This window comes from Rhizobium sullae (assembly GCF_900169785.1).
In the GTDB taxonomy this organism is placed as follows: domain Bacteria; phylum Pseudomonadota; class Alphaproteobacteria; order Rhizobiales; family Rhizobiaceae; genus Rhizobium; species Rhizobium sullae.
In genome coordinates, this window is record NZ_FWER01000010.1 from 21,775 (window position 1) to 47,662 (window position 25,888).

Consider the following 25,888-nt stretch of genomic DNA (forward strand, 5'->3'; position numbering starts at 1 on the left):
CAATTCTTGTGAATTTATTCCTGCCTTTGATTCCACACTCGAAAATCCTCCACAAAGGTTCTATATGGGCGCCAAAGGAAGGGATTTTTCATGGCCCGCATAAACCAGAGCGAGGATTGGCGGGACCGCCATGCTCCAACGCTCAGCACATTCGAGTCCCTGGCGATGGAAGCCTATAGCCATTTGCCGGATGAGTTCCGGTCGCTCACCGACAATCTGACCATCGAAATCGAAGATTTTCCGGACGATGACGTCTTCGAGGACATGGCGCTGGAAACGCCGTTCGATCTGCTTGGACTCTTTGAAGGCAGGGGCATTTCCGAGCGTTTCACGCTCGAGACCGGCGAGATGCCCAATCGTATCCGCATCTACCGACGTCCCATTCTGGATTATTGGGCGGAAAATGATGAAACGCTTGGAGACATCATCACCCATGTTCTCATCCATGAGATCGGTCACCATTTCGGCCTGAGCGATGACGACATGGAGCGGATTGAAGCCAGCGTCGAGGAAGCTGCCGACCGCTGAGCTATTGTTCGGAGAGTTTCATCTCCGGATGATAATCCTTGCCTTCGACCTCTTTGACGATCGCCTGGCCGGCAATCACCTGGCCGGTCTGAGCGTTGAAGGTCAGCGACGGCGCACCGTGAAGCGACCAGCCCTTGTTGAGCGCATTGGTTACGCGATGACAGAACGCGGCGTCGTCCTGGCCGGTCAAAAGGCGGTAGAGCTTCATGATAAAGGCTTTCGTTCAGCAGTCTGGCGTTCGGCAATCAGGCGGGCTTTATGGACCAGGCTTTCCGCCTGCACAAGATGCAGCCGCTCGATCATCCGGCCGTTTAAATTGATGACGTTGAGACCTTCGGCCGAAGGATCGGCGAAAGCCGCAATGATTTCTTCCGCCTCCCGGATGGCAGCCGCGTCGGGAGCGAAGTGCCGGTTGGCAGCCTCGATCTGCGCCGGATGGATCAGCATCTTGCCATCGAAGCCCATGGCTCGGCCATGCGCGCATTCGGCCTCGAAAGCATCCATTTCCTTGAAATCATTGAAAACGCTGTCGATCGCATCGAGACCATAGGCCCGCACGGCGAGGATGACCTGCATCAGCCACGGTACGAGATAGGTTCGGCCCGGTTGCGGCAGAACGCCGGTCTCCTTGCGCAGATCGTTCAGTCCGATAACGAAGCAATCGAGCCTCGAGCCCAAAGTGCGGCCGGCTTCTGCGATTGCGGCACCGTTCAGGATGCCACGCGGCGTCTCGATCATCGCCCAGATACGCAAGGTCTCCGGCGCATCCGCGTCGGCAAGAAGGTCGCTCACCGCCATGACGTCCTGCGGTTCGTCCACCTTCGGTAAAAGCACCGCATCCGGCCGGAGAGCCTGCACCAGTTCCATATCGGCATGGCCGAAACTCGACGAGAGCGCATTGATGCGGATGATCTTTTCCTTGTTCTCGAGCGGTTTCCCCGAAAAGAAGGTTTTCAGGTGTTCACGCGCTTCTTCCTTCTTCTCGAACGCCACAGAATCTTCGAGATCGAAAATGACGGCGTCGCAATCGAGCGCACGGGTCTTTTCGAGCGCGCGGAGATTGATGGCGGGAACGCTCAGCACTGAACGGTGCAGACTGAAGGAACGGACGGGCGAATTCTGGCTCATCACGAATGTGTGCCAAGCTTTGTGAAGAGTGGCAAGACAACAAAAAGCCATGCTTGACTTGCAGAGAGGAAAACCAAGGACCACATTCCTTTCGTAGAAAGGTCTAAACTCATGCAGAATATACGTTCCATCTTCCTCATGCTGTCAGGGATCACTGTATTCGTGGCGCTCGCTGCTCTCACCGTTTCGGTGACGCTCGCCATCGGCGGTATCCTGACCGTCCTCATGGTCGGCCGTGCGCTTTCGATGAAGATGAAGCCGGCGCCCGTCCGCGCCAAGGCTGAGGCAAAGCGTGAAATGCGCATCTGGAACGACGGCCGCGGCACGATCATCGATCTTTGATCGCAACCGGCCATTCAGCCCTTCACAAAAATTCTTTATGGAGCTGTCGGTTCCCGTTCTAGTCCCACGTCCTTGAAGCGGTCGGCCGTGATGCCGGACCTTTAAAATCAAGAGACGGAGGAAGAACATGGATAGCAATGAAAACGTCCCCGCCAAGATGCCCCCGGTCAAAAACTGCCTGCTGCCCTATCTGACGGTCGACGGCGCGCTCAAGGCCGCGGAATTCTATAAGAAGGCATTTAACGCCGAAGAAGCCTATGTCGTGCCAGCCGACGAGAAGGGTCGGACGATGCATGTGCATCTTTATATCAATGGCAGCTCTCTCATGCTGTCGGATGCCTATCCTGAATACGGCCATCCCTTCAAAGGCCATGAAGGCTTCGCAATACAGCTGATCGTCGATGACATCGACTCCTGGTGGCAGCGCGCCGTGTCTGTCGGCGCCGAGGTCGTCATGCCGGTCGAACGAATGTTCTGGGGCGACCGCTACGGTCAACTTCGCGATCCATTCGGCGTGCTCTGGGGGCTGAACGAAACGTCCAAGTAACGGGACATGGACGATGGACAGGCCGCGCGAAACGCCGTGTGGCCGCCAATTCAGAAAGATTCTCCTTCATTTCGGCGGGAAACTGGACTAGATGCTGATCAACGAAAGTACATCCGCTGAATTTGGAGCCTAGGTCATGGATAAATTCGTGAAGCTCACCGGCGTTGCAGCGCCCCTGCCTGTCGTCAACATTGACACGGACATGATCATTCCGAAGGACTATCTGAAGACCATCAAGCGCACCGGTCTCGGCAAGGGCCTCTTCGCCGAGGCCCGCTACCACGAGGATGGTTCCGAAAACGCCGATTTCGTGCTGAACAAGCCGGCATACCGCAACGCCAAGATCCTCGTTGCCGGCGGTAATTTCGGTTGTGGCTCCTCGCGCGAGCATGCCCCGTGGGCGCTTCTCGATTTCGGCATCCGTTGCGTTATCTCCACAAGTTTTGCGGACATCTTCTACAACAACTGTTTCAAGAACGGCATTCTGCCGATCAAAGTCAGCCAGGAAGATCTCGACAAGCTGATGGACGACGCTTCGCGCGGCTCCAATGCTGTCCTGACGGTCGATCTCGAAAGCCTGGAAATCACCGGCCCGGACGGCGGTTCGATCAAGTTCGACCTCGACGAATTCAAGCGCCATTGCCTGCTGAACGGCCTCGATGATATCGGCTTGACGCTGGAAAAGGGCAAAGCGATCGACAGCTTCGAGAAGAAGAATGCTGCGGCGCGTCCCTGGGCAGCTTAGTCTTCCAAACACAGCATGCGATCAAGCCGGGCTTTCACCCGGCTTTTTCTTTGCTGCTTGGAAAAATACGGGGATACACGTCACCATCGTGAAGCCACAAACCGTACCGATTCGGCCGTTCTGTTCCTTGAAATGGCTTCCGGCGGGGTCTAAGAAGCCGCAGCTTGTTTTTCCGCGGAGGGTTTCATGACAGCGCGCAATCTTTTCCTGCTGCCGGGCGACGGCATCGGTCCCGAGGCAATGGGCGAGGTCCGCAAGATCATTGCTTACATGAACGAGGCGATGAATGCCGGCTTCGTTACCGATGAAGGCCTTGTCGGCGGCAGTGCCTACGATGCGCATGGCGCAGCCATCTCCGAAGACGACATGAAAAAGGCGCTGGCAGCAGACGCCGTTCTCTTCGGGGCCGTCGGCGGCCCTAAATGGGACAGCGTGCCTTATGAAGTGCGCCCGGAAGCAGGCCTTCTGCGCTTGCGCAAGGACTTGGAACTCTTTGCAAACCTGCGCCCGGCAATCTGCTATCCGGCGCTTGCCTCCGCCTCTTCGCTGAAGCCGGACCTGGTCGAAGGACTCGACATCCTCATCATCCGCGAGCTGACGGGCGGGGTCTATTTTGGCGAACCGAAGGAGATCATCGATCTCGGCAACGGCCAGAAGCGTGGCATCGATACGCAGGTCTACGACACTTACGAAATCGAACGCATCGCCGGCGTCGCCTTCGAAATGGCGCGGACCCGCCAGAATCGCGTCTGCTCCATGGAAAAGCGCAACGTCATGAAGTCGGGCGTGCTCTGGAATCAGGTTGTTACCGAGACGCACAAGGCGAAATACTCCGACGTCCAGCTCGAGCATATGCTGGCCGATGCCGGCGGCATGCAGCTGGTACGCCAGCCGAAACAGTTCGATGTCATCGTCACCGATAACCTTTTCGGTGACATGCTTTCCGACGTCGCGGCGATGCTGACCGGTTCGCTTGGCATGCTGCCGTCCGCTTCTCTCGGTGCGCCGGATGGCAAGACAGGCAAACGAAAAGCGCTCTACGAGCCCGTCCACGGCTCGGCTCCCGACATCGCCGGTAAGGGCATCGCCAACCCGATCGCCATGATCGCCTCCTTCGCCATGTGCCTGCGTTATTCCTTCAACCTCGTGAAGGAAGCCGACAATCTTGAGAAGGCGATCGCCAACGTTCTCAACAAGGGTGTCCGCACGGCCGACATCATGGCCGAAGGCGCAAAGAAGGTTGGAACTGTTGAGATGGGCGAGGCGATCCTTGCCGAGTTCAAGATGCTTTCTGCCTGATATCTCACGTGAAAACGCTTTTCCGCCCTCCGTACCGATCAGTATGGAGGGCTTTTTATTGAACGCATCTGCTGCGGTTCCTATGTCCCATGGAAACGGCGAAGGGATGGCATGAGCAATACCGACGATCACAAACGAGGCTGGCGATCTTATCTGGGCACACGCTACGACGCCCGGCGCACGGTCCATCGCAGAGTTCCCTGGAAGGCATTCACGCTTTCCGCAATCAATGTGGTCGCCATTGCCTTTTTTGTCTTCGACAGACCGCTTGGACAGGCGGCGGAAAGCCTTTCGCCTCCCTTAGTAATGATCGCAGGCAACGTAACGGATATCGGCCGCCTTGCATGGATCCTTGCCGGCCTTTGCACCATTCTTGCCACCGGTTACGCTGTTCGAAGGCGGCTTTGGAAAGTCCGCCGCAAATTCCGCATGGTCTATTTCGTCCAGATGACAGCCTATGTCGGTCTGTCGGTGATCCTGGCCAGCATCTGCGCGAACACTTTGAAATTCCTGATCGGACGGGCGCGGCCGCTTATCTATGAGCAGGAGGGCATTTTCAGTTTCTCGCCCTTGACCATGGATTTCCTGCATCAGAGCTTTCCCTCAGGTCATGCGGCCAATATCGGCGCGCTCTTTGTGGCACTCATCCTCCTTTTTCCGCACGTCAGGCTCATTTTCATCGGTATCGGGCTCTGGCTCGGTGCAACCCGCATCATCATCGGCGTCCACTATCCGAGCGATGTCGTAGCAGGCCTGGCACTCGGTGCCTGGCTCGCATTTGCTCTCTCAATCCTTTTTGCCCGCTTCGGTCTGGTCTTTGCCATCGACCTCGAAGGCCGGCCTGTGCCGCGGCTCAGCAAGCTTATCTGAGGATCTGCTCGTAAAAAACTGTCACTGCCTTCTGCTAGCTAAACATCGGCCTGGATGCGACAGGGCGTGACATACTGGACTCCTGTTGCGCGACCGCTGTGATGATAGTCAGGACAAAACGAAACCACGGCTGAGCCTTCTCACATCCGCTGCCGATCGAGATCCAGATCCCGCACGGCATAATAGAGGTTTGCCTGCCGATGCGAGAGTCTCGCCCAGGCGTCGGCGGCAGTCGGGTCGGGTTCGACCTCTTCGGCGAGGCGCGACATCGCATTGGCGGCGGCGTGGAAGTCTGGATACCAGCCCGCACCGACTGCTGCAGACATGCCGGAGCCAAGCGCGGAGGCCTCGTTCGAGAGGCTGCGGATGACCGGCAGGCCGCTGGCATCGGCGACCATCTGGCGCCAGAGCCGGCTGCCGGCGCCGCCGCCGATCACGAAGATCCGCGTCGCGATCACGCCTGTCCGGCGCATCTCAGCAAGCGAACGGTTGAATTCGAGCGTGATGGCTTCCATGCCGGCGCGGTAGAGGTGAGCCATGCCGGTTTCCGGCCCGAGCCCGACGAAGCCGGCGCGGGCATTCTTGTCCCAGTGCGGGTCCATGCAGCCCATGAGATAAGAGAGTGCGGTCACGCCGCCCGAGCCGACGCCGAGGCCGCTCGCCTCCGCTTCCAGCGACTCGAAAATCGCCGGATTGGTGCGCCCGCCGGCGAAGGTATCGATCAGCCAGTTGACGAAATAGGCGCCTCCGCGCTGGCAGCTTTCGAGGAGATAGCCGTCCCCGTCCGGCGAGACGAGTGTGCGCCAGAAGCGGCTGAGTGCCGGCGTTGCCGACCAGCACCCGCCGACCACCGCCGTGCCGAGATTGAGATAGACGACGCCGGGGCTGATCGCATTGACGCCGAGTCCGGCGCAATTGCCGTCGCCGCCACCGGCATAGACCGGGGTGCCGGGAAGGAGACCCGTTGCCGCCGCCGCCGCTGGCGTGATGCGACCGATCTTCGTACCGGGACGGTGGAGCGCGGGGAGCTTTTCCGGCGCAATGGCGAGATGGTCGAGGATCTCGCGCGACCAGACCTTGTTCTCGATGTCGAGAATGCCGAACGGGTCGCCGCTGGTCCAGCTCGCCTGTGCCGTTCCCGTCAGTTTCATCGTCAGGAAATCATGCACGCTGAGGATCTGGGCGGCCTGGTCGAGGAGCTCCGGCTGGTGTTCGCGATAATAGCGCAGGCGGTTGACGCAGGGGATGACGTCAATCGGCTTGCCGGAAATCGCATGAAGCCGCTCGGCGCCGAGCTCCTGCGCCAGAACCGGCACGACGTCCTGCGCCCGCCGGTCGAGCCAGAGTGTCGCCGGCGCCAGCGGCTTGCGGTTCTCGTCGAGCAGCACCATCGTCTCGCGCTGGTTGGAAATCGCAATACCGTCGACACGGGCGGGATCGATCTTCTGCATGAGCGACGACAGCGCGGCCGCCGCGGCCGTCCACCAGTCCTCGGCGTCCTGCTCCGCATGCAGCGGATGGGGCGTCGAAATCACATGGGCGGCGCGGCCCTCGGCGCGCGGCGTGCCATCGGCCGTCCAGGCGATCGCCTTGACCGATTGTGTCGATGAATCCATGCCAATGACATAGCGTTCGTCCGGTTGCATCCTGATCTCCTCCGCGGCGCGAAGGAGCCGCGCCGTTCTTTTCCCTGTCGCCCGGCGCGTCCTCCCGGCCGGTGCGACAGTCTCTTCTCCCTGACGGAGGCTAGACCGCCAGCAGGGCCTCGCCCGTGGCAATGTCGGTGACGAAATGGGTGGCGTAGCCGGCCCCCAGCGTCGCGATGATCGCCGGGACCTTGGCCCGCCCGCCGGCGAGGCAGATGCGGCTCGGCACCTGTTTAAGCTCGTCGAGCGTGATGCCCACCATTCGTTCGTCGTGGTCCCCGCCCACCGCCGCACCATGCGCATCGATGAAGCGGCCGATGATGACGGCGACGGCGCCGCGGGCGATGTAATCGTCCACTTCCTCCCGGCTGGCGATGCCGGAGGCGCGCACCGTGCTGCGCGGACCGAGATCGCCGACGCCGAAAAGGATACGGTGGGTCGAATGGACCAGATCCATCTGCTTCTTCAGCACGGGTTCTGCCAGCAGCGCCGCCTTGAGCTCGCGGGTCGACAGAACGGCGGGTGCGAGCAGGTTGACGCAGCGCGCGTGAATGCGGTTCGACAGCAGCGACGTGCAGAGTTCCGGCGAGAAATCCGGCTCGCCGGTGGAACTGCCCGAAACCTGCACCACGGTGAGATTGGACAGTGGCCGCGTCAGCGAGATCTGGTCGGCGGCCGCCAGCACCGTGCGGCCCCAGGCGACGCCGATGATGTCACCATCCTCGATCTGGTCGGCGAGAACGCGCGCGCCGGCATCGCCCAGCCGCTGCGAGACGCTCTCCTCCTCGCCGTTCGGAATGACGAAAACGCCGGACAGGCCGAAGCGCTGCATCAGCGCCCGAGCGACGCTGGTGCGCCCGCCCGCCTGCGGGTTGATGTTGACCGAGACGATGCCGCGCTCGCGGGCTTCCTGCAGATGGTTGACGATCGTCGCGCGCGATACGCCGAGGCGCTTGGCGATCTCGCTCTGCGTCATCTGGTCTGCGTAGTAGAGCCAGGCGGCCCACATCACCGCGTCGTCGAACTCCGTGGGCAAGGATGACCCCGCCTCGGCGACGCTGCGCGCCGACTTCATTTCGCGTGTGGTCTTCTCCCGTCCCATCCCGTCCTCTTCCCTCGCTCGTATCAGACAGCGTGCAGTGTCATTTGTCAATCGTGTCTGTCATATGTATTGACAAATGACAGAGAGTGTTGTCATTTGCTACCGACAGCATGTGGAGGCGACCTCGTTGCCGCTTGAGCACGTGATTAGAGCCGTCGAGGAAGCGGTTCAAGGGAGGATGAAGATGCCCGGCAACGCGCCTGTGGGTGGCTGGACTACGCTCATCGACGACATCGTCGCCGGCAAATGGACGAATCCGGAGACCGGCGAGCGCGCCACGGTTCCCTATGAGTCCATCGTCATTGGCGAGAGCCTGCAGGGCCGCGAGGCCGATCTGGTCGCCGGCCTGGAGCTTGGCGAGCGCTATACGATCGTTGCCGACGCGCAGACGTTCGACGCCATGGGCGCGCGGGTGGAAAAGGCGCTGAAAAGCCTCGGGCCCGTCGACACCGTGATCCTCGATCATCCGCACGCCGACATGGCCGCGGTCCATGACCTGACGGAAAAGCTCGCCCGGTCCGAGGCTGTCATTGCGGTCGGTTCCGGCACGATCAACGATCTCTGCAAATTCGTCACCGGCCGTACCAACCGCCGCTATGCCGTCTTCGGCACGGCCGCATCGATGAACGGCTACACCTCGACCACCGCCTCGATCACGCTCGAAAACGGTCTGAAAGTGTCGCTGCCCTCGCACGCGCCGTCGGGCTTCTTCATCGATCTCGGGGTGACGGCGGCAGCGCCTGCCTATCTTTCGGCCGCCGGCTTTGCCGATTGCCTCGTCCGCTCCGTCGCGCAGGTCGACTGGTGGATGTCACACCGCCTGCTCGGCACGCTCTATTCGACTGTTCCCTACATCATCCAGGAGGATGACGAGCGCGAACTGAACCGGCGCGCCGCCGGCATCGCCACGGGGGATATCGCCGCCAACGGCTATCTCCACCGTGTGCTGGCGCTCTGCGGCCTCGGCATCTCCTTTACCGGCATGTCGAACCACGGTTCGATGGGCGAGCACCAGGTGTCGCACTACATCGACTGCTTTGCCAGGGACAAGCATCCCGGAACGCTGCACGGCCAGCAGGTCGGCGTCGCGACGCTCTCCATGGCGCGCCTCCAGCGCATCTTCCTGGACAGCGAGACGCCGCCGCAGATCCGCCCGAGCCGGATCGTTCCGCAGGCGATGGCGCGTCGCATGGGCGCGGAGGTTGCCGCCCAGTGCTACCAGGAAATCCAGCCGAAGATCTTCGACGCGCGCGGCGCGGCGGAGATCAACGAGAAACTGGCCACGCTGTGGCCGGTGCTGCGCGCCGAGCTCAATGCCTTCGCCCTGCCGGTTGCGGAGATGGAGCAGTTGCTCCGTGATGCCGGCGGTCCGATGACGGCCGCCGATCTCGGCCTGCCGGTCGAGATCTATCGCGAGGCGCTGATCTACAGCCGCGAGATGCGCAACCGCTATTCCTTCCTCGATATCGCGGCGGACACCGGGATGCTCGAGGATTTCGCCGGCGGGGAGGCGTGAGCGGATGCGCCCGATTGCCACCATGCCGCTTGATGTTGCAGCCCGGATCAAAGTGCTCTTCGCCGATATCGACGATACGCTGACGAATGAGGGCCGGCTGCCCGCCGTTGCCTATGGCGCGCTGGAGCGCCTGAGTGCGGCCGGCATTGCGGTTGCGCCGATCACCGGCCGCCCGGCCGGCTGGTGCGACATGATTGCCCGCATGTGGCCGGTGGCCGGCGTCGTCGGCGAGAACGGCGCCTTCTATTTCTCCTATGACCAGCAGACCCGCCGTATGCGCCGCAACTTTGCCATCGACGATGCCCAGCGGGCGGCGGACCGCGAAAGGCTTGAAGCTGTCCGTACCCGCATCCTCGCCGAGGTTCCGGGTGCGGCGATCTCGGCCGACCAGCTCTACCGTGAAGCCGATCTTGCCATCGACTTCTGCGAGGATGTGCCGCCGCTTGCCGATGGCGAGGTGGACCGGATCAAGCGCATCTTCGAGCAGGAGGGTGCTGTGGCCAAGGTGTCGTCCATCCATGTGAACGGTTGGTACGGAGCCTATGACAAGCTGACGATGAGCCGCCGCTTTGCCGCCGACATTCTCGGCGTCGATCTGGAGGCTGACAAGTCGCGGATCGTTTTCGTCGGCGACAGTCCGAACGACGCGCCGATGTTCGGCTTCTTTCCGAATGCCTGCGGTGTCGCCAATGTGCTGGCTCTCCGGAACCGCATGGATGCGGAGCCCGCCTATGTGACGACGGCGCGCGGCGGGTACGGCTTCGTCGAGGTGGCGAACCATATCCTCGCGGCACGAAGGGAAGTGGCATGAGCGGCGTGGTCTACGACATCGCCATCATCGGCGGCGGCATCAACGGCGCGGGCATCGGCGGCGACGCGGCCGGGCGCGGGCTGAAGGTGCTGCTCGTCGAACAGGCCGATCTCGGCTCATCTGGCCGCTGCGCTTCGAACGCGAGGCACGCCGTCTGGTCCGGCATTACGGGCTCGAGGCGCGCGCGATCCTCGGCACGGCGAAGAGCCGTCCGGAGCTTGGCCGCGATTTCGGCGGCTCCATCACGGCGGCGGAAGTCGGCTTCGATGACGCAGGAATACACCCGGACGGCGGCCGACATCATCCGGCGACGGACGAAATCGGGCCTGCGGATGAGCCGGGATGAGATCGAGGCACTCGACCTCTACATGCGAGAGCGACGGGAGATCGCCTCCGCATCGGCGGAGTGGCGAGCCCCGGAATAACAAGGCTCCTCCACCTGTCCCTTCGGGGCGGGTGGCGGAGAGACAGGAAGCGCCGATGGCGCTTCAGGAAAGACGAGGAGGACGGGACGCCCGCGGCTGGACTGCGGATGCGCCGCTGTACCCGGGAGGAAGAAGGCAATGCCCATCGTGCAGGTCAAACGCATCGCGATCTCGGATTCGCCATGGCCATGGCTCTTGCCGCTCATCGCGCTGCTGGTGGTCTTCACCATCTATCCGCTGATCTACAATATCTGGCTGAGCTTCCATGAATTCGCCCCAGCCACCCGAGGGCTGAAATTCGTCGGCTTCGCCAACTGGGTGCAGCTCTGGAACGACACGCGCTTCTGGAGCGCGCTCGGCGTCACCTTCGTCTATTTCGCCGTGGCGCTCACCCTCGAGATCATCCTCGGCATGGCGATCGCCCTGCTGCTCGATGCGGAGCTGCCGGGCTTCGGCGTGCTGCGGGCCGTCCTGTCGATGACGCTGGTGATCCCGCCGGCGATTGCCGGCATGATGTTCCTTCTGATGGAAGACCCGCAATTCGGCGTGCTGCCCTATCTGCTTGGCCAGTTCGGCCTGCTCGACAAGTCGACGCCGATCCTCGCCACCTCGTCGCTGGCACTGGCCGGGGTTCTCATTGCCGAGATCTGGCAGTGGACGCCCTTCATGGTTCTGATCTTCATGGCCGGCCTTCGTGCCCTTCCCGTGGAGCCCTACGAAGCGGCGAGCATCGACGGCGCCTCGTCCTTCCAGATGTTCCGCCGGCTGACCCTTCCGATGATGTCGAAGGTCATCGCGGTCGCGGTGCTGTTGCGCGGCATCGATCTGTTCCGCGTCTTCGACTACGTCTTCGTCATGACTTCGGGAGGACCCGGTACGGCGACCTATACGGTCAGCCTCTATGCCTGGCAGCAGACCTTCTCCTTTCTGAAATGGGGCTATGGCGCGACGCTGAGCCTCACCAGCCTCATCATCGTCATGGTGATGGCCAACCTCTTCATCCGCATCGCAAAGGTCAGGTGGTAACATGCAACAGAGCAAATCCGCCCGCGCGCTGCGCACCCTTGCCGGCTGGGTCGTCGTCGGGATCTTCTTCTTCCCGATCTACTTCTGGACCTCGGTCGCCTTCCGCGACGCCAAGGACATCTTCAACTGGCCGCCGATCATCGTCGATTTCGTGCCAACCGTGAAGAATTTCGAGCAGGTCTTCGGCATCTCGCTCGGCTTCTCCTTCGGCCAGCAGGCCGCGGTGACGCCCGGCGGCGGCAATTTCTACATGGCGCCGCGGCTGTGGGACTCGATCGTCGTCGCCTCGATGTCGACGGTCCTCGCCATCACCGTCGCGACGCTTGCGGCCTATTCGCTGTCCCGCATGCATTTCCGCGGCAGGCACGAATTCGTCAACTGGGTGCTCTCGACGCGCATGATGCCGCCTGTCGCCGTCGCCATCCCAATGTTCTTCATCTTCAAGCAGTTCAGCCTGCTCGATACCTATATCGGCGTCATCCTGATCCACGGGCTGATGAACCTGCCGCTCGCGGTGCTGCTGCTGAAGAGCTTCTTCGACGATATTCCCGCCGAGATCGACGAGAGCGCGCTTCTCGACGGCGCCTCGCGCTGGATGATCTTCCGCCGCATCGTGCTGCCGATGGCCAAGGGCGGCATCGCCGCCAGCGCGGTACTCTGCTTCATCTTCTCGTGGACCGAGTTCCTGTTCGTCCTGACGCTGACGCAGACGGGCCTGAAGACGGTACCCGTCGTGTCCTCGACCTTCGTCACATCAATCGGCACCGCCTGGGGAAACATGGCCGCGCTCGGCGCCGCCGCGATCGTGCCGGCCTTCATCGTCATTCTGCTGGTTCAGCGTCATCTCGTGCGCGGCCTGACGATGGGCTCGCTGAAGCAATAATCCGGCAGGCCGAAGGGGCTGGCCTGTCGTGTGAAGAGATACCCGGTGCCAATTCCGGCGTTGGATATGGAGGAGGAATACCTATGAACGAACGTGATAGAAAATCATACCTAGCGGCGGTCACCGACCGCTTCGTCCGGGGCGGTATGGACCGCCGCGAATTCCTGCGCGTCGCCGGCAAGCTCGGCCTCGGCGCCACGGCTCTCGGCATGGGCTTCGGCAACCGCCCGTTCATGCTGAACAAGGCCGTCGCCCAGGAACAGCTGAAGCCGTCGGCCGATGTCATGGCCTGGCTCAAGGATGTTGGTAAACCCTTCGCCGGCACGACGCTGAAGCTTGCGACGGAATCGACCCCGCCGTCGAATGCGATCAACTCTCAGCTAAAGCAGTATTTCGAGGAAGCGACCGGCATCAAGGTCGAGATCGAAGTCCTGCCGCTTGAGCAGGTTCTGCAGAAGCTGACGCTCGACGTCGCCTCCTCGCTCGGCACCTACGACCTCTACTATATCGACCAGAGCTGGTCGGCCTCGTTCAGCAAGGACGTTTTCGACCCGCGCGAGCAGATAGAGGCGAATGCCGAACTCGCCATGCCGAACTACAATATCGACGATTTCCTTCCGGCGCTCGTCGACGGTATCTCCAAGTACGAGGATCGCTGGGTCGGCGTCCCCTACGACATCCCTATCTTCATCATGATCTACCGCAAGGATATCTACGAGAAGCTCGGCCTCAAGGCTCCGACCACCTTCGAGGAACTGCTGAACAACTCGGCGACGATCACCAAGGAAATGGGCCCGACGACCTTCGGTTATGCCGGCCAGATGAAGTCCGGCCACTATGCGCTGGAATGCGAGTGGACCTCGATGCTCTGGGGCAATGGCGGCTCGATCTTCAGCGCCGACAAGAAGTTCGTCGGCAATGACGAACGCGGCATTGCCGCTCTCGACTACTACACCAAGCTGAAGGCCACCATGCCTCCGGGCGTCGACGGCTGGACCTGGGACGGCCAGGGCCAGGCGGTGGCGCAGGGCGTTGCGGCATCCATGCTCTCCTGGGGCGAGTTCTTCCCCTATTTCGACGATGCCAGCCAGACCAAGGTCTCCGGCCTCTGCGAAGCCGTCATCCCGCCGCAGCCGATCGCGCTGCGCAAGCCTTCGGAATGCGGTTACGGCGAAATCCCCGGCGTCGGCCACCAGGGCGGTTCCTCGCTCGCCGTGTCGCGCTATTCGAAGAGCCCCCATGCCGCCTGGATCTTCATGCAGTGGGCGACCTGCGCCGACACCCAGGCGCTGATCACCACGCTCGGCGGCGGCACGGGCCCGACCCGCGCCTCCGTCTATGACGATCCGCGCGTCGTCGCCAACGCCCGCGTCGGCGCCGGCACGACGCGCCACCTGCCGGTCGTGCGCGAGACAATCGCCAAGTACATGGGGTCCGAGCCGGATCTGCCGCAGTGGGCGCAGATCTCCTCCGACACCATCCCGGTCGGCCTCGGCAAGTACTTCGCCGGCAATTACGGCTCGTCGAAGGAAGCCATGGACGACATCGGCGCCCAGATCGAAACGATCGTGCAGGGCTGATGGGTCAGACAGGAGGGGGCGCTGCCAGGCGGCGCCCCCTCCATCCGACATCTTTCCCAGACGACCGAAACGGAGGAGACCATGGCAGACAAACCGTTGATCGCAATCACAGGCGCGAGCTCGGGCATCGGCGAGGCGGTCGCGCGGGCCTTTTCGAAGGCCGGCCATCCGCTGCTGCTAATCGCCCGCAGGCTCGTTCGGCTGGAAGGGCTGGGGCTGCCGAACGCGGTGCTGAAAAAGGCCGACGTGCGCGACCGCGCTGCGCTGGTCGAGGCGGTGCGGGAGGCGGAAGCGCAATACGGCCCCGTCGACATGATGTTTGCCAATGCTGGCGTCGCGCGGCTGGGCGACATCGCCACGCAGCCACCGGAAGACTGGGACGAGATGATCGCCCGCAAGCACGGCACGCTGATGATGATGAGCTCGATTGCCGGCCGGCAGGTCTATCCGGATCACACCGTCTATTGCGGCACGAAATTCTTCGTCCATGCCGTCTCGGAAAGCCTGCGCGGCTATATGGCGCCGCATGACGTGCGCGTCATCGTCATCTCGCCGGGCATCATCGATACTGAAGTGCTCGACGGCGTGCGCGACGAGACGACACTTGCCAACTACAAGGCGAACAAGGCGGCGATCGGCGGCGGTATTTCGGCGGGCGTCGTCGCGGACCTGATCCTTAATGCCTACCAGCTGCCGCAGCGTGCCATCGTCCAGGAAATCGTCATCACGCCGACAAGGCAGACCTATTGAAACATCGGCCGCCTCTGCCGCGAGCGGCGGAGCATGGCGCCCGACACATGGAGTGGAGCCCTATGGCGACCGTGGAATACCAGCGCATCGGAAAGTCCTTCGGTGCCGTGAGGATCATGCGCGACATCTCGTTCAAGATCGAGGACCATGAATTCGTGGTCCTGCTCGGGCCATCCGGCTGTGGCAAGACGACCCTTCTGCGCATGACGGCCGGGCTCGAGGGTATCAGCGAGGGCGACCTGAAGATCGGCGAGAAACGGGTCAACGACGTCCATCCGCGCGACCGCTCGATCGCGATGGTGTTTCAGAACTACGCGCTCTACCCTACGATGAAGGTCTACGACAACATCGCCTTCAGCCTGGAAGTGGCCAAGGTGCCGCCGGCCGAGATCCGGAAGAAGGTGGAGTGGGCCGCCGCGACGCTGAACCTCACCGACTATCTCGGCCGCTACCCGAAGGAGCTTTCGGGCGGCCAGCGCCAGCGCGTCGCCATGGGCCGTGCCATGGTTCGCGAGGCGCACGTGTTTCTCTTCGACGAACCCTTGTCGAACCTCGACGCCAAACTGCGCGCCCATATGCGCACCGAGATCCGCCAGCTTCACAACCGGCTGAAGACGACGACCATCTATGTCACGCACGACCAGATCGAGGCGATGACCATGGCCGACAAGATCGTCGTCATGCGCGCCGGCAAGATCGAGCAGATCGGCTCGCCGGACGACGTCTACGACCGGCCGGCCAGCAAATATGTTGCCGATTTCATCGGATCGTCGGCGATCAATTTCCTCCCCGGAACGGTCGTCGTGGCAGATGGCGTACCCGCCGTCGACACGGCGACCGGACGGGTGCCGATCGACCCCGCGACCACCGCAAAGCCCGGCCAGAAGGTCATCATCGGCCTGCGGCCGACGGATATCCTGGTCGACAGCGCCGGCCCGCTTGCGGCGAAGTCGGTGTTGCTGGAGCGGCTCGGCCACGACGCTCAGCTGTTCTGCGATGGCCCCGACGGCCGTTTCATCGCGGTGGTCGACAAGGCTGCCCGCTTCGCCGAGGGCTCGGACGTCCGCTTCGCGGTTCCGACCTCCAAGGTCCATGTTTTCGACGCCGGGACCGAAGTCCGCATCTGACGCTGCGGCTTTGCTCTCCCTCTTGACGATACGCTGAGCCGGACCGGCGCTGCCCGGCGGCCAGGGAAAGGAATATCCATGAAATCGCGCTGGTCAGACACCGAGTTCCACGCCGTGGTCGACGCCTATGTCGCTAGGGGCATCAACCGCGACCTCGCCATCCGCACCTATACGACCCGGCTTCTCGGCTCGGACCCCGAACTAGTGCTGCATGGCGGCGGCAACACATCGGTGAAGACCGTCTTTGCTGAGATGGACGGATCGACGGTCGATGTGCTGTGCGTGAAGGGCAGCGGCTGGGACATGGGCACGATCGAGCCGCAGGGCCTGCCCGCCGTCCGGCTCGAACCGCTGAAGGCGATGGTGGCCTTCGAGATCCTGTCGGACGACGACATGGTCATGCTGCAGCGCCGGCTTCTCCTCGATCCGACCGCCCCCAACCCCTCGGTCGAGGCGATCCTGCATGCGCTGCTGCCGTTCAAGCATATCGATCACACTCACGCCAATGCGATCGTCTCGCTGACCAACCAGCCGCATGGCGAGGAGATTGTCCGCGAACTCTTCCCCAAATCGATCATCGTTCCCTATGTCATGCCCGGCTTCGATCTGGCCAAGGCCTGCGATGCGGCCTTCCGCGCCAATCCGGAGGGCGACGGGATGATCCTGTTGAAGCATGGCATCTTCACTTGGTCGGATGACCCGCGCGTCGCCTATGAGGACATGATCGCCAAGATCGACCAGGCCGAACAGCGGATCGCCAAGGGCCGGTCGAAGCCGTTCCGCAGCATCGCCGTTCCGGCCAGGCTCGCCCCGGCAGCCGAGATCACGCCGATCCTGCGCGGCGCGCTCGCCATCGATACCGGCGTCGAGGGCGCCCCCCGGCGCTTCGTCCTCGAACATCGCGCCACAGACAAGGTCCTCGATTTCTGCAATGCGGAGACGGTCGAAAGCCTGGTGCGCCGCGGCAATGCGACGCCTGAACATGTCATCCACATCAAGCGCTTCGGCGTGGCCCTGCCGGCGCCCGAAGCCGCCAAGCTGGACGACTGGGCCGTCAAAGTCCGGCAGGCGGTTGCCGCCTACGAGGCCAACTACGAGGAGTATTTCGAGCGCAACAATGCCCGCGTTGGCGGCCACAAGCGGATGCTCGACCCCAAGCCACGGGTCTTCTATGTCGCCGGTGTCGGCCTGTTTGCCGCGGGTGCGGCCCGCAAGAACGCCATCGTAGCCGCCGACGTCGCGGAGGCCACCATCAATGTCATCACCAATGCCGAGGGAATTGAAGCCTTCGAGGCGCTGTCGGAGGCGGATCTCTTCGACATCGAATACTGGTCGCTGGAGCAGGTGAAGCTGACCAAGATGCAGGAGAAGCCGATGACGCGACAGGTGGCGATCGTCACCGGTGCGGCCAGCGGCCTCGGCCTTGCCGTGGCGGAAGCCCTGAAGGCAGAGGGTGCGGAACTGGCCCTCTTCGACATAGCCGAAGAGGCGCTGACCACCACCGCGAAGACGCTCGGCGCGCTTCCCGTCGTCTGCGACATCACGGATCCCGCGGCGGTCGATGCGGCAGTGGCAAAGGTCGCCGCGCATTTCGGCGGGGTCGACATCCTGATCTCGAATGCCGGCGCCGCCTTCCAGGGCAGCCTGCTGACGGTGGACGAGGCGACGTTCCGCAAGGCGTTCGACCTGAATTTCTGGAGCCATCATTATATCGCCCGCGCGGTCGTGCGGGTGATGGAACAGCAGAAGACCGGCGGCGCTCTCGTCTTCAACGTCTCGAAGCAGGCGGTGAATCCGGGCGCGGATTTCGGCCCCTACGGCACGTCGAAGGCGGCGCTGATGGCGCTGATGCGACAATATGCGGTGGAGCATGGTGCCTCGGGCATCACCTCGAATGCCGTTAACGCCGACCGCATCCGCACCGGCCTGATGACCGACAAGATGGTCGAGGATCGCTCCAGGGCACGCGGCCTGACGCCCGAGGCCTATATGCGGGGCAACATGCTCGGCCGCGAGGTGACCGGCGCGGATGTCGCCGCAGCCTTCGTGCATCTCGCCAAGGCCCGCACATCGACCGGCGCGGTCATCACCGTCGATGGCGGCAATGTCGCGGCGATGATGCGTTAGGAAAGATCGTAGGCGGACCTCCTCTTTGTTGGAGGGGGGAAGGTTCGCGCAGGCCGGGCCTGCGTGGTGCATAGGCGCAGGGCAAGTGGAAGACACCGAAAGGAACACAGCATGGCTACTATCCTCATCCTCGGCGCGGGTGTCATGGGATCGGCACTGGCCGTCCCGGCAAGCGACAACGGCCATACGGTGACGCTTGCCGGCACCCCGCTCGACACGCAGGTGATCGCCCGTCTCAAGGAGAAGGGCGGCGTGCATCCCAACCTCGACAAACCGCTTGCCGACACGGTGACGATCCTCGATGACCGGGAGGTGACACCCGAGCATGCCGCCGCCGCCGATTTCGTCATCATCGGCGTCTCGAGCCCCGGTATCGCATGGGCGGTCCGGCGGCTCAATGATCTGCTGCGAATGAGGAAACCGGTCGCCTTCGTCACCAAGGGGCTCGACCGTCAGGGCGACCGCATTGTGACCTATGCCGAAACCCTGCCGGGCCTGGTGCCGAATATCGCCTCCTTCATCGGCATCGGCGGGCCCTGCATCGCCAAGGAACTGTCAAACCGCTTCCCGACGCTGAGCATCTATGCCAGCCGCGACCGCGTGGCGGCGGAGACTGCCGCCGGGCTGATGCGAACACCCTATTACAGGCTTGCCATTGCCGAGGACGCAACCGGCGTCGAGGCCTGCGCGGCGCTCAAGAACTTCTTTGCCATCGGGGTCAGCGCAATGCAGACGCGTTACCCCGACCGGACGCGAGCCGACGGACAGTCAAAGAACCCGACGGCGGGTGCCTTCAACCAAGCTGCACAGGAGATGGCCGCGCTCTGCGAATATATCGGCGGCGCACGCGCCACCGCCTTCGACCTCGCCGGGCTCGGCGATCTCCATGTGACCGTCGGTGGCGGCCGCAACAGCCGGCTGGGCCACGGGCTCGGCGGGAACCGTACGGTCCCGGATGTGATGAGCGGCGAGCTGGCGGGCGAAACCGTCGAAGGTATCGATACGGCGAGGATCGTGGACGCCCTGCTCCAGCAGGTCGACGACGCGGCGACGCGGTTTCCGCTGGCGACGGCTATCACCCGCGCGGTGACGGGCAACGGGACGCTCGATTTCGACTTCGACCGCCTGTTCGGCTGGTAGGCGCCTCTCCTCCCGCCAGGCTCTCTCGAAACGTCCTTCCTCCCCGCGCGAGACGGCTCGCGCGCCTGGCCGGCCGTGGCCGCGTTCGCACTTCGGACTGCTCTTCAAGACGGATCTGGACGGGTGGCGGGTGCCGAAGCGGCTTCTCCAGGCATAAAAAAACCCGGCGCTGTTGAGGCGCCGGGGTTTCGTTTTTCCTGCTTGACGATCTATCTCAATCCATCGCGTGGATATCGCGGTCCTTGGTTTCCGGTAGGAAGAGCATACCGATGACTAAGGTGATGCCCGCAAAGACGATCGGGTACCAGAGGCCGTAATAGATGTCGCCTGCGAAGGCGCTCATCGCGAAGGCGGTTGCCGGAAGCAGGCCACCGAACCAGCCGTTACCGATGTGATAGGGCAACGACATGCCGGTATAGCGGATACGGGTCGGGAAGAGCTCGACCAGCAGGGCAGCGATCGGCCCATAGACCATCGTTACATAGATGACGAGGACCGTCAGCACGGCGATGACACCCACCCAATTGACCCTTGCCGGATCGGCGACCATCGTGAACGCTCCACCTTTGGCGATTGTATAGACCGCCATGTCGGTGACGCCGGTGGCTTCGTCCGCCGTGAGCAGCTTGCCCGCGATGAGCTGGTCGGCCGGCATGGTGGCTTTTTCGCCGGCACGGATCGCTTCCGCATTCAGGCTGAGTTCCGGATTGGAAGCGATAAAGGCGTCGAGCTTGGAGTCCGGCACCTTGGCGGCCGCCCGAACCAGCGGATAGCCTGCATTCTGAAGACCAATATTGACGCCCTTTTCAAAGGCAGCATTGAGCGATTTTGCCTTATCGCCGGCGGCAGCCGCGTCATAACCGGTGATCGTCTCGTTGGCGATCTTCACCGTGGCCGCCGAACCAGCAGGACCTGCGACGACATCATAAGGCACCGAATTCTTTGTCAGGAACGCGGTGGCGATATCACACGAAGTGGTGAACTTCGCTGTTCCCGTCGGATTGAACTGGAACTTGCAATCGCCCGGTGCCGCGGTGACTGTCGCCCGGACCGTTGCCTGTGACTCGGCAAGTGCGGGATTGGCGAAGTTGGTCATGGCCTTGAACAGCGGGAAGTAGGTCACCATGGCGAGCAGAAGGCCGGCCATGATGATCGGCTTGCGGCCGATCTTGTCGGAGAGCCAACCGAAGAAGACGAAGAAGCCGGTGCCGAGCAGCAGCGACGCGGCGACCATCAGGTTCGCCGACTGTCCGTCAACCTTCAGGATGTTCTGCAGGAAGAACAGCGCATAGAACTGACCGCAGTACCAGACAACGGCCTGGCCCATGACGGCACCGAGAAGCGCCAGCAACGCGACCTTGGCGTTCTTCCATTGACCAAAGGCTTCCGTCAGCGGCGCCTTCGAACCTTTGCCCTCGGCCTTCATCTTCTGGAACGCTGGTGACTCGTTCATCTTCAGACGAATCCAGACGGATACACCGAGGAGAACGACGGAGACGAGGAAAGGAATTCGCCAGCCCCAGGCGGCAAACGCAGTGCTGCCGAGCCAGAACTGCACCAACAGGATGACCAGGAGCGAAAGGAAAAGCCCGAGTGTGGCCGTCGTCTGGATCCACGAGGTGAAATAGCCACGCCGGCCATGTGGCGCATGCTCGGCGACATAGGTCGCCGCACCGCCATATTCACCGCCGAGCGCCAGACCCTGCAGCAGGCGAAGGCCGACCAGGATGATGGGGGCCGCGATACCGATCGATGCCGCCCCTGGAAGAATACCGACGAGGAAGGTCGACAGACCCATGATCAGGATCGTGATCAGGAAGGTATATTTGCGGCCGACCAGATCGCCGAGGCGGCCGAAGACCAATGCGCCGAAGGGCCGCACCAGGAAGCCCGCTGCAAAGGCGAGCAGGGCGAAAATGTTTCGTGTCGTTTCCGGGTACTGGCTGAAAAAGGTAGCACCGATATAGGTGGCGAGTGAACCGTAAAGATAGAAATCATACCACTCGAAAACGGTACCGAGCGACGAGGCGAAGATGACCTTCTTCTCCTCGCTCGTCATTGGGCCGGCTTTCGAGCCCTCGAAACTTGTGACATTTGCCATGGTCTGTCCTCCACAGAGTGATGAGCAAACGAGGCGCGTCCCAAATTCTCCTCGAAGTATCCCCTGGACGCGACTCGCCTGACTGGAGTGTGACAGAAAAGAATTCGGAGAAAGAGAGAGGCTTTGGGATTATGACTTTAGTCTAACGCGCGTGCGCAGATTGTCGCAGGCATCTGAGCGTGCGCGTCGCTGGATAGCAAATCTCGCCCGGCTCACGGCTGCATGGCTGACAACGCCGCAAAAACCTTGACTCCTGTGGAAAACCTTTTATGAGCAACGGCGGAAAAGGAATATCCATGGTTCGCGACGAACACGCCATTGCTGCATGCAGTGACCAGGCACCAAGTGCCGGGATGGATATTGCCGTTCCGGTTTCTTCCAAAACCAGGGCCAAAACGACGACGAAAACCGTCTGACGTCTCTGGCCTGCCGCTCTCTCCCCGGCCCGGCTGGGGACAGGAAGCCGCGATCATTTCGCGCCTTCCCCCTCACCAGACAAGAGGAGAGAAGAGAAAGAGAGCTTGAAAATGGGTTTCAAAGTTGCAGTTGCGGGAGCGACCGGAAATGTGGGCCGGGAGATGCTCAACATACTTTCCGAGCGCGGCTTTCCCGCCGATGAAGTCGTGGCGCTCGCCTCCGCGCGTTCGCAAGGAACGGAAGTCTCCTACGGCGACCGGACGCTGAAGGTTTCCAATCTCGAGAATTACGATTTCTCCGACACCGACATCTGCCTCATGTCTGCGGGTGGCGAGGTGTCCAAGAAGTTCTCGCCGAAGATCGGCCAGCAGGGATGCGTCGTGATCGACAACTCCTCGGCCTGGCGCTACGACGCCGACGTGCCGTTGATCGTTCCAGAAGTGAACCCCGATGCTGTGACGCAGTTCACCAAGCGCAACATCATCGCCAACCCGAATTGCTCGACCGCACAACTCGTCGTGGCTTTGAAGCCGCTGCATGATTTCGCCAAGATCAAGCGCGTCGTCGTCTCGACCTACCAGTCTGTTTCCGGCGCAGGCAAGGACGGCATGGACGAGCTCTTCAACCAGACGCGCGCCGTCTTCGTCGCTGATCCGATCGAGAACAAGATGTTCACGAAGCGCATCGCCTTCAACGTTATTCCCCACATCGACGTCTTCATGGAAGATGGCTACACAAAGGAAGAGTGGAAGGTTCTGGCCGAGACCAAGAAGATGCTCGACCCGAAGATCAAGGTCACCTGCACGGCAGTTCGTGTTCCGGTCTTCATCGGCCATTCGGAATCGGTCAATATCGAGTTCGAGAACGAGATCACTGCAGATCAGGCGCGCGATATCCTGCGTGACGCTCCGGGCTGCCTCGTTATCGACAAGCATGAAAACGGCGGCTACATCACGCCTTACGAATCTGCCGGCGAAGACGCGACCTATATTTCGCGTATCCGCGAAGACGCGACCGTCGAGAACGGCCTCAACATATGGGTGGTGTCAGATAACCTGCGTAAGGGCGCCGCTTTGAACGCAATCCAGATTGCTGAGCTCCTCATCAACCGCGGCCTCATCAAGCCACGCAAGAAGGCCGCCTGATACCAAAAATTAACCATAATTTGCTATCAGCCCCGCATATCGCTGGATATGCGGGGCTTCCTGTGAAAACCGGCAGACGGCAATCAGGGTTGCAAGACCCGCCGAAAAGGTGATCGTGACAAAATTATCTGCTGCTGGCATTCTTGCGCGGCGCCAAGCTTATGCAGATCGAGATCGGGGTTTCTCATGAGCATGACTAAATTCTTTGTGGCGGTCGTCGCAGTGGCGAGCGCACTCCACGCTGTTCCGGCAGCGGCAAAGGCTGCCCAATGCGGCAACAACAGCGCGGGCTTCCAAGCCTGGGTTACCGACTTCAAGCAGGAAGCGGCCGCCAGTGGCATCAACCCATCGGTCCTGAACCGAGCCTTTGCCAATGTAAGCTATAATAAATCGACAATCGCAGCCGACCGCGGTCAAAAGAGCTTTAAGCTGTCCTTCGACGCCTTCATGAAGAAGCGGGGCGGTGCAACGATCATCTCCCGCGGCAGAAGCATGAAGCGCTCCAATCAGGCGCTGTTTGCCTCGATCGAGCGCCGCTACGGCGTTCCAGCAGGCCCGCTGATCGCGATTTGGGGTATGGAGACCGGCTTCGGCAGCTATATGGGCAATCAGCACACGCTGTCTGCCGTTTCGACGCTCGCTTACGACTGCCGCCGCTCGGATTATTTCACCGACCAGCTTTATGCCGCTTTGCAGCTCGTGTCTGAAGGCTATCTGAACCCGCAAGCCCGCGGCGCAGCGCACGGCGAAATCGGCCAGACGCAGTTCCTGCCGCGCAGTGTTGTCCGTTTCGGCGCCGATGGTGACGGCGACGGTCGCATCGACATGGTCGGATCGCGTGCTGATGCCCTGGCTTCGACAGCAAACTTCCTCAGAGGGCACGGTTGGCAGATGGGCGCCGGTTATCAGCCAGGCGAAGCGAACTTTTTGGCAATCGCAGGCTGGAATGCCGCCACGGTCTATCAACAGGCAATCGCTTATATCGGCCAGCAGATCGACGGCCAGTGAGCTTCCGCCCGCGAAGATTTATACTTCCGGGCGGATAAAATCGCGCGTTTCCGCGTCCATCACCCATAATTCGCCGGTCGAAATATCGAACCAGGCTCCATGCAGGGCAATCTCTCCTGCCTCTTCCAGCGCCTTGATATCCGGAAAACTTCTCAGGTTGTTGATTGAGTTGCGGATCGAGACGCGCTCGAGCGCCGTCTGACGCTCAGCGGCGGTCATTACGTCATTGCTCTGAATCTGTTCGGCGGCAGGCCGGACGAGCGACATCCAGCGGCCGATGAAGTCGCCGGATGACAGCGGCTCGGCATTGGGATCAAGTGCTGCGCGAATACCGCCGCAGCGGCCGTGACCCATCACGACGATGTCGGAAACCTTCAAGACCTGCACGGCGAATTCCAAGGCGGCAGACGTCGCGTGGAAATGCCCGTCCGGCTCGTAAGGCGGCACCATGTTGGCAACGTTGCGGATGACGAAAAGCTCACCGGGGCCGGCGTCGAAGATAAGTTCGGGTGCGGCGCGCGAGTCCGAACAGGCAATAACCAGCGTATTCGGGTTCTGACCGTTTTCAGCCAGCATCTTATAGCGGTCGCGGGCGTCAGCGTAACGCCCGTTCATGAAGTTGCGGTAGCCGTCCAGAAGGGAACTTGGAAAACGCTGCATGACTGTCGATTAGCGCGCGGACGCAGCAAGATCAACAGCTGCACATGCGAAATGCGCAAACTGGCGTCCGCGGCTAACTTTTCCGCCTCTGGGCGGGGTGTACGAGGCGGCGCATCTGCACCATGGCCATCGGCGTCGAGAGGCTTGATGCGTCGCTTGCGAGCGTAAGCTCGTCGCTGCCGCGCTTGACCGCGCGCACCAGCGCTTCATAGACGCTGGCTGTTGCAAGCTGCAACGCTTTTTCGTCGTCCATCCCGGAAAGAAGCCGTGAGAGGAAGACAGCCGCCAGCAGGTCGCCCAGTCCATTCGGCGCATTGTCGATAACGCGATGCTCGGCAAGCAGGGCATGGCGGCCGGAGAGATAGAGATTTCCGGTGCCGCCGGCCATCATCGCAACAGCGGAAGTGACAAGCATGCGTGAGGGGCCGAGTGACAAAGCAGCTTCCATGACGGCTGTATTGTCCTCCAACGCTGCGCCAACCATCCAGGCCAACTCATAGCGGTTGGGCGTTGCCAGAGAAGCAAGCGGAATCAGGTGGTCGCGGATCGCCTTCGCCGTCGCTTCGGGCACATAGAGGCCGCCCAGATCCCCCATCACCGGATCGCAGACATAAAGCAGCTCCGGACTTTTTTCACGCAATGCGCTGACCAGGCGGGCAACGGAACGAGCCTGAGCAGCGTTTCCGAAATAGCCAGACAAAACCGCCTTCACTTCTCCAACCCACGGTGCACGGATGAGATCGTCGATGGCAGCATCAAAATCGGCTTCCGCAAAAGTGAGCCGGGTCGAACGGCCATGGCCGGGATGCCAGGGCAGAACGATCGTCGGCAGTGCCCAGACCTGATGGCCGAGCGTCTCAAGCGCGAAGACGGCGGCGCGATTGCCGACCGAACCGCGAATGACATGGCTGGAGATGACGATCACCGTTCCTGCAGCACCATTATCCGGCATGACGATTTAAACC

At 61.8% G+C, this 25,888-nt stretch carries 25 protein-coding genes and 1 pseudogene; 19 read left to right on the top strand and 7 right to left on the bottom strand.

Going from position 1 to position 25,888, the window contains the following annotated elements:
• Nucleotides 1-90: 90 nt before the first annotated feature.
• Nucleotides 91-528: a metallopeptidase family protein gene (locus BN1800_RS10940; protein ID WP_086997315.1), complete on the top strand. Its 438-nt coding sequence runs from the start codon at nt 91-93 to the stop codon at nt 526-528.
• Between the two features lies 1 nt (nt 529).
• On the opposite strand, the gene BN1800_RS10945 is transcribed toward BN1800_RS10940, so the two are convergent.
• Nucleotides 530-736, bottom strand: coding sequence for a DUF1737 domain-containing protein (locus tag BN1800_RS10945; protein ID WP_086997318.1), 207 nt, complete (start codon nt 734-736; stop codon nt 530-532).
• Complete coding sequence (locus tag BN1800_RS10950) at nt 733-1,656, bottom strand: HpcH/HpaI aldolase/citrate lyase family protein (RefSeq protein WP_086997321.1); 924 nt, start codon at nt 1,654-1,656, stop codon at nt 733-735. Before BN1800_RS10950 ends, BN1800_RS10945 begins: the two co-directional genes overlap by 4 nt.
• 111 nt (nt 1,657-1,767) lie before the next feature.
• On the opposite strand from BN1800_RS10950, the gene BN1800_RS10955 reads away from it, so the two are divergent.
• The 5 genes from BN1800_RS10955 to BN1800_RS10975 all read left to right on the top strand — a co-directional run bounded on the left by BN1800_RS10955 (nt 1,768) and on the right by BN1800_RS10975 (nt 5,459).
• A complete protein-coding gene (locus tag BN1800_RS10955) occupies nt 1,768-1,998 on the top strand; it encodes a hypothetical protein (RefSeq protein ID WP_027512220.1) in 231 nt (76 codons plus the stop codon).
• Between the two features lie 127 nt (nt 1,999-2,125).
• Nucleotides 2,126-2,545, top strand: a complete 420-nt coding sequence (locus BN1800_RS10960; RefSeq protein WP_086997324.1) for a VOC family protein — start codon at nt 2,126-2,128, stop codon at nt 2,543-2,545.
• Between the two features lie 136 nt (nt 2,546-2,681).
• The gene (gene leuD, locus BN1800_RS10965) at nt 2,682-3,290 is read left to right on the top strand and encodes a 3-isopropylmalate dehydratase small subunit (protein ID WP_086997326.1); all 609 of its coding nucleotides are present in this window, start codon (nt 2,682-2,684) and stop codon (nt 3,288-3,290) included.
• Nucleotides 3,291-3,476: 186 nt separating this feature from the next.
• Nucleotides 3,477-4,589 carry a 3-isopropylmalate dehydrogenase gene (gene leuB / locus BN1800_RS10970; RefSeq protein ID WP_086997329.1) on the top strand — a complete coding sequence of 371 codons (1,113 nt, stop codon included), beginning with the start codon at nt 3,477-3,479 and terminating at the stop codon, nt 4,587-4,589.
• A gap of 111 nt (nt 4,590-4,700) precedes the next feature.
• On the top strand, nt 4,701-5,459 hold the full coding sequence (locus BN1800_RS10975; protein WP_086997333.1) for a phosphatase PAP2 family protein: 759 nt from the start codon (nt 4,701-4,703) through the stop codon (nt 5,457-5,459).
• Nucleotides 5,460-5,599: 140 nt separating this feature from the next.
• Here BN1800_RS10975 and BN1800_RS10980 read toward each other — a convergent pair whose 3' ends face one another.
• Nucleotides 5,600-7,105, bottom strand: a complete 1,506-nt coding sequence (locus BN1800_RS10980; RefSeq protein WP_086997336.1) for a xylulokinase — start codon at nt 7,103-7,105, stop codon at nt 5,600-5,602.
• Nucleotides 7,106-7,205: 100 nt separating this feature from the next.
• Nucleotides 7,206-8,180: a sugar-binding transcriptional regulator gene (locus tag BN1800_RS10985; protein WP_244564481.1), complete on the bottom strand. Its 975-nt coding sequence runs from the start codon at nt 8,178-8,180 to the stop codon at nt 7,206-7,208.
• A 211-nt stretch (nt 8,181-8,391) separates the two neighbouring features.
• Here BN1800_RS10985 and BN1800_RS10990 point away from each other — a divergent pair, with 211 nt between their 5' ends.
• The 10 genes from BN1800_RS10990 (at nt 8,392) to BN1800_RS11035 (ending at nt 19,592) form a co-directional block, all read left to right on the top strand.
• The gene (locus tag BN1800_RS10990; protein WP_244564479.1) at nt 8,392-9,723 is read left to right on the top strand and encodes a sn-glycerol-1-phosphate dehydrogenase; all 1,332 of its coding nucleotides are present in this window, start codon (nt 8,392-8,394) and stop codon (nt 9,721-9,723) included.
• Between the two features lie 4 nt (nt 9,724-9,727).
• Complete coding sequence (locus BN1800_RS10995; RefSeq protein ID WP_086997345.1) at nt 9,728-10,534, top strand: HAD-IIB family hydrolase; 807 nt, start codon at nt 9,728-9,730, stop codon at nt 10,532-10,534.
• Complete coding sequence (locus BN1800_RS11000) at nt 10,531-10,959, top strand: FAD-dependent oxidoreductase (RefSeq protein ID WP_143533945.1); 429 nt, start codon at nt 10,531-10,533, stop codon at nt 10,957-10,959. Before BN1800_RS10995 ends, BN1800_RS11000 begins: the two co-directional genes overlap by 4 nt.
• Nucleotides 10,960-11,097: 138 nt before the next feature.
• On the top strand, nt 11,098-11,985 hold the full coding sequence (locus BN1800_RS11005) for a carbohydrate ABC transporter permease (protein ID WP_027512230.1): 888 nt from the start codon (nt 11,098-11,100) through the stop codon (nt 11,983-11,985).
• Between the two features lies 1 nt (nt 11,986).
• The gene (locus BN1800_RS11010) at nt 11,987-12,868 is read left to right on the top strand and encodes a carbohydrate ABC transporter permease (RefSeq protein WP_027512231.1); all 882 of its coding nucleotides are present in this window, start codon (nt 11,987-11,989) and stop codon (nt 12,866-12,868) included.
• An 83-nt stretch (nt 12,869-12,951) separates the two neighbouring features.
• The gene (locus tag BN1800_RS11015) at nt 12,952-14,448 is read left to right on the top strand and encodes an ABC transporter substrate-binding protein (protein ID WP_086997348.1); all 1,497 of its coding nucleotides are present in this window, start codon (nt 12,952-12,954) and stop codon (nt 14,446-14,448) included.
• Between the two features lie 81 nt (nt 14,449-14,529).
• Nucleotides 14,530-15,198, top strand: a complete 669-nt coding sequence (locus BN1800_RS11020; protein ID WP_086997351.1) for an SDR family oxidoreductase — start codon at nt 14,530-14,532, stop codon at nt 15,196-15,198.
• A 62-nt stretch (nt 15,199-15,260) separates the two neighbouring features.
• Nucleotides 15,261-16,325 (top strand): ABC transporter ATP-binding protein, encoded by a 1,065-nt coding sequence (locus BN1800_RS11025; RefSeq protein WP_027512234.1) that lies wholly within the window; start codon nt 15,261-15,263, stop codon nt 16,323-16,325.
• A gap of 78 nt (nt 16,326-16,403) precedes the next feature.
• Nucleotides 16,404-18,452: a bifunctional aldolase/short-chain dehydrogenase gene (locus BN1800_RS11030; protein ID WP_086997354.1), complete on the top strand. Its 2,049-nt coding sequence runs from the start codon at nt 16,404-16,406 to the stop codon at nt 18,450-18,452.
• Nucleotides 18,453-18,563: 111 nt separating this feature from the next.
• Nucleotides 18,564-19,592, top strand: a complete 1,029-nt coding sequence (locus BN1800_RS11035; RefSeq protein ID WP_086997357.1) for a 2-dehydropantoate 2-reductase N-terminal domain-containing protein — start codon at nt 18,564-18,566, stop codon at nt 19,590-19,592.
• A gap of 214 nt (nt 19,593-19,806) precedes the next feature.
• On the opposite strand, the gene BN1800_RS11040 is transcribed toward BN1800_RS11035, so the two are convergent.
• Entirely contained in the window at nt 19,807-21,693 is a 1,887-nt protein-coding gene (locus BN1800_RS11040) for an MFS transporter (RefSeq protein WP_027512237.1), read from the bottom strand.
• A gap of 236 nt (nt 21,694-21,929) precedes the next feature.
• Between BN1800_RS11040 and BN1800_RS41360 the strand changes: the two are divergent.
• From BN1800_RS41360 to BN1800_RS11050, 3 genes and pseudogenes are all read left to right on the top strand, one after another.
• Nucleotides 21,930-22,109, top strand: a pseudogene (locus tag BN1800_RS41360) (hypothetical protein); the annotation flags it as partial.
• A 111-nt stretch (nt 22,110-22,220) separates the two neighbouring features.
• Nucleotides 22,221-23,255 (top strand): aspartate-semialdehyde dehydrogenase, encoded by a 1,035-nt coding sequence (locus BN1800_RS11045; RefSeq protein WP_027512238.1) that lies wholly within the window; start codon nt 22,221-22,223, stop codon nt 23,253-23,255.
• Nucleotides 23,256-23,441: 186 nt separating this feature from the next.
• Nucleotides 23,442-24,263, top strand: coding sequence for a lytic murein transglycosylase (locus tag BN1800_RS11050; protein ID WP_086997360.1), 822 nt, complete (start codon nt 23,442-23,444; stop codon nt 24,261-24,263).
• Nucleotides 24,264-24,281: 18 nt separating this feature from the next.
• Here the strand turns inward: BN1800_RS11050 and BN1800_RS11055 are convergent, their stop codons facing one another.
• Nucleotides 24,282-24,923, bottom strand: coding sequence for a carbonic anhydrase (locus BN1800_RS11055; protein ID WP_027512240.1), 642 nt, complete (start codon nt 24,921-24,923; stop codon nt 24,282-24,284).
• A gap of 73 nt (nt 24,924-24,996) precedes the next feature.
• Nucleotides 24,997-25,875, bottom strand: a complete 879-nt coding sequence (gene pdxY / locus BN1800_RS11060; protein ID WP_086997363.1) for a pyridoxal kinase PdxY — start codon at nt 25,873-25,875, stop codon at nt 24,997-24,999.
• Nucleotides 25,876-25,888 lie beyond the last annotated feature (13 nt).

Coding starts and splice junctions, on each gene's coding strand:
- BN1800_RS10945 (WP_086997318.1), bottom strand. CDS start 736: ATGAAGCTCTACCGCCTTTTGACCGGCCAGGACGACGCCGCGTTCTGT.
- BN1800_RS11035 (WP_086997357.1), top strand. CDS start 18,564: ATGGCTACTATCCTCATCCTCGGCGCGGGTGTCATGGGATCGGCACTG.
- BN1800_RS11005 (WP_027512230.1), top strand. CDS start 11,098: ATGCCCATCGTGCAGGTCAAACGCATCGCGATCTCGGATTCGCCATGG.
- BN1800_RS10980 (WP_086997336.1), bottom strand. CDS start 7,105: ATGCAACCGGACGAACGCTATGTCATTGGCATGGATTCATCGACACAA.
- leuD (WP_086997326.1), top strand. CDS start 2,682: ATGGATAAATTCGTGAAGCTCACCGGCGTTGCAGCGCCCCTGCCTGTC.
- BN1800_RS10960 (WP_086997324.1), top strand. CDS start 2,126: ATGGATAGCAATGAAAACGTCCCCGCCAAGATGCCCCCGGTCAAAAAC.
- BN1800_RS11040 (WP_027512237.1), bottom strand. CDS start 21,693: ATGGCAAATGTCACAAGTTTCGAGGGCTCGAAAGCCGGCCCAATGACG.
- BN1800_RS11025 (WP_027512234.1), top strand. CDS start 15,261: ATGGCGACCGTGGAATACCAGCGCATCGGAAAGTCCTTCGGTGCCGTG.
- BN1800_RS11050 (WP_086997360.1), top strand. CDS start 23,442: ATGAGCATGACTAAATTCTTTGTGGCGGTCGTCGCAGTGGCGAGCGCA.
- BN1800_RS10995 (WP_086997345.1), top strand. CDS start 9,728: ATGCGCCCGATTGCCACCATGCCGCTTGATGTTGCAGCCCGGATCAAA.
- BN1800_RS11010 (WP_027512231.1), top strand. CDS start 11,987: ATGCAACAGAGCAAATCCGCCCGCGCGCTGCGCACCCTTGCCGGCTGG.
- BN1800_RS10985 (WP_244564481.1), bottom strand. CDS start 8,180: ATGAAGTCGGCGCGCAGCGTCGCCGAGGCGGGGTCATCCTTGCCCACG.
- BN1800_RS11020 (WP_086997351.1), top strand. CDS start 14,530: ATGGCAGACAAACCGTTGATCGCAATCACAGGCGCGAGCTCGGGCATC.
- BN1800_RS11045 (WP_027512238.1), top strand. CDS start 22,221: ATGGGTTTCAAAGTTGCAGTTGCGGGAGCGACCGGAAATGTGGGCCGG.
- BN1800_RS10950 (WP_086997321.1), bottom strand. CDS start 1,656: ATGAGCCAGAATTCGCCCGTCCGTTCCTTCAGTCTGCACCGTTCAGTG.
- BN1800_RS11000 (WP_143533945.1), top strand. CDS start 10,531: ATGAGCGGCGTGGTCTACGACATCGCCATCATCGGCGGCGGCATCAAC.
- BN1800_RS10975 (WP_086997333.1), top strand. CDS start 4,701: ATGAGCAATACCGACGATCACAAACGAGGCTGGCGATCTTATCTGGGC.
- BN1800_RS11030 (WP_086997354.1), top strand. CDS start 16,404: ATGAAATCGCGCTGGTCAGACACCGAGTTCCACGCCGTGGTCGACGCC.
- BN1800_RS10940 (WP_086997315.1), top strand. CDS start 91: ATGGCCCGCATAAACCAGAGCGAGGATTGGCGGGACCGCCATGCTCCA.
- BN1800_RS11015 (WP_086997348.1), top strand. CDS start 12,952: ATGAACGAACGTGATAGAAAATCATACCTAGCGGCGGTCACCGACCGC.
- BN1800_RS11055 (WP_027512240.1), bottom strand. CDS start 24,923: ATGCAGCGTTTTCCAAGTTCCCTTCTGGACGGCTACCGCAACTTCATG.
- leuB (WP_086997329.1), top strand. CDS start 3,477: ATGACAGCGCGCAATCTTTTCCTGCTGCCGGGCGACGGCATCGGTCCC.
- BN1800_RS10990 (WP_244564479.1), top strand. CDS start 8,392: ATGCCCGGCAACGCGCCTGTGGGTGGCTGGACTACGCTCATCGACGAC.
- BN1800_RS10955 (WP_027512220.1), top strand. CDS start 1,768: ATGCAGAATATACGTTCCATCTTCCTCATGCTGTCAGGGATCACTGTA.
- pdxY (WP_086997363.1), bottom strand. CDS start 25,875: ATGCCGGATAATGGTGCTGCAGGAACGGTGATCGTCATCTCCAGCCAT.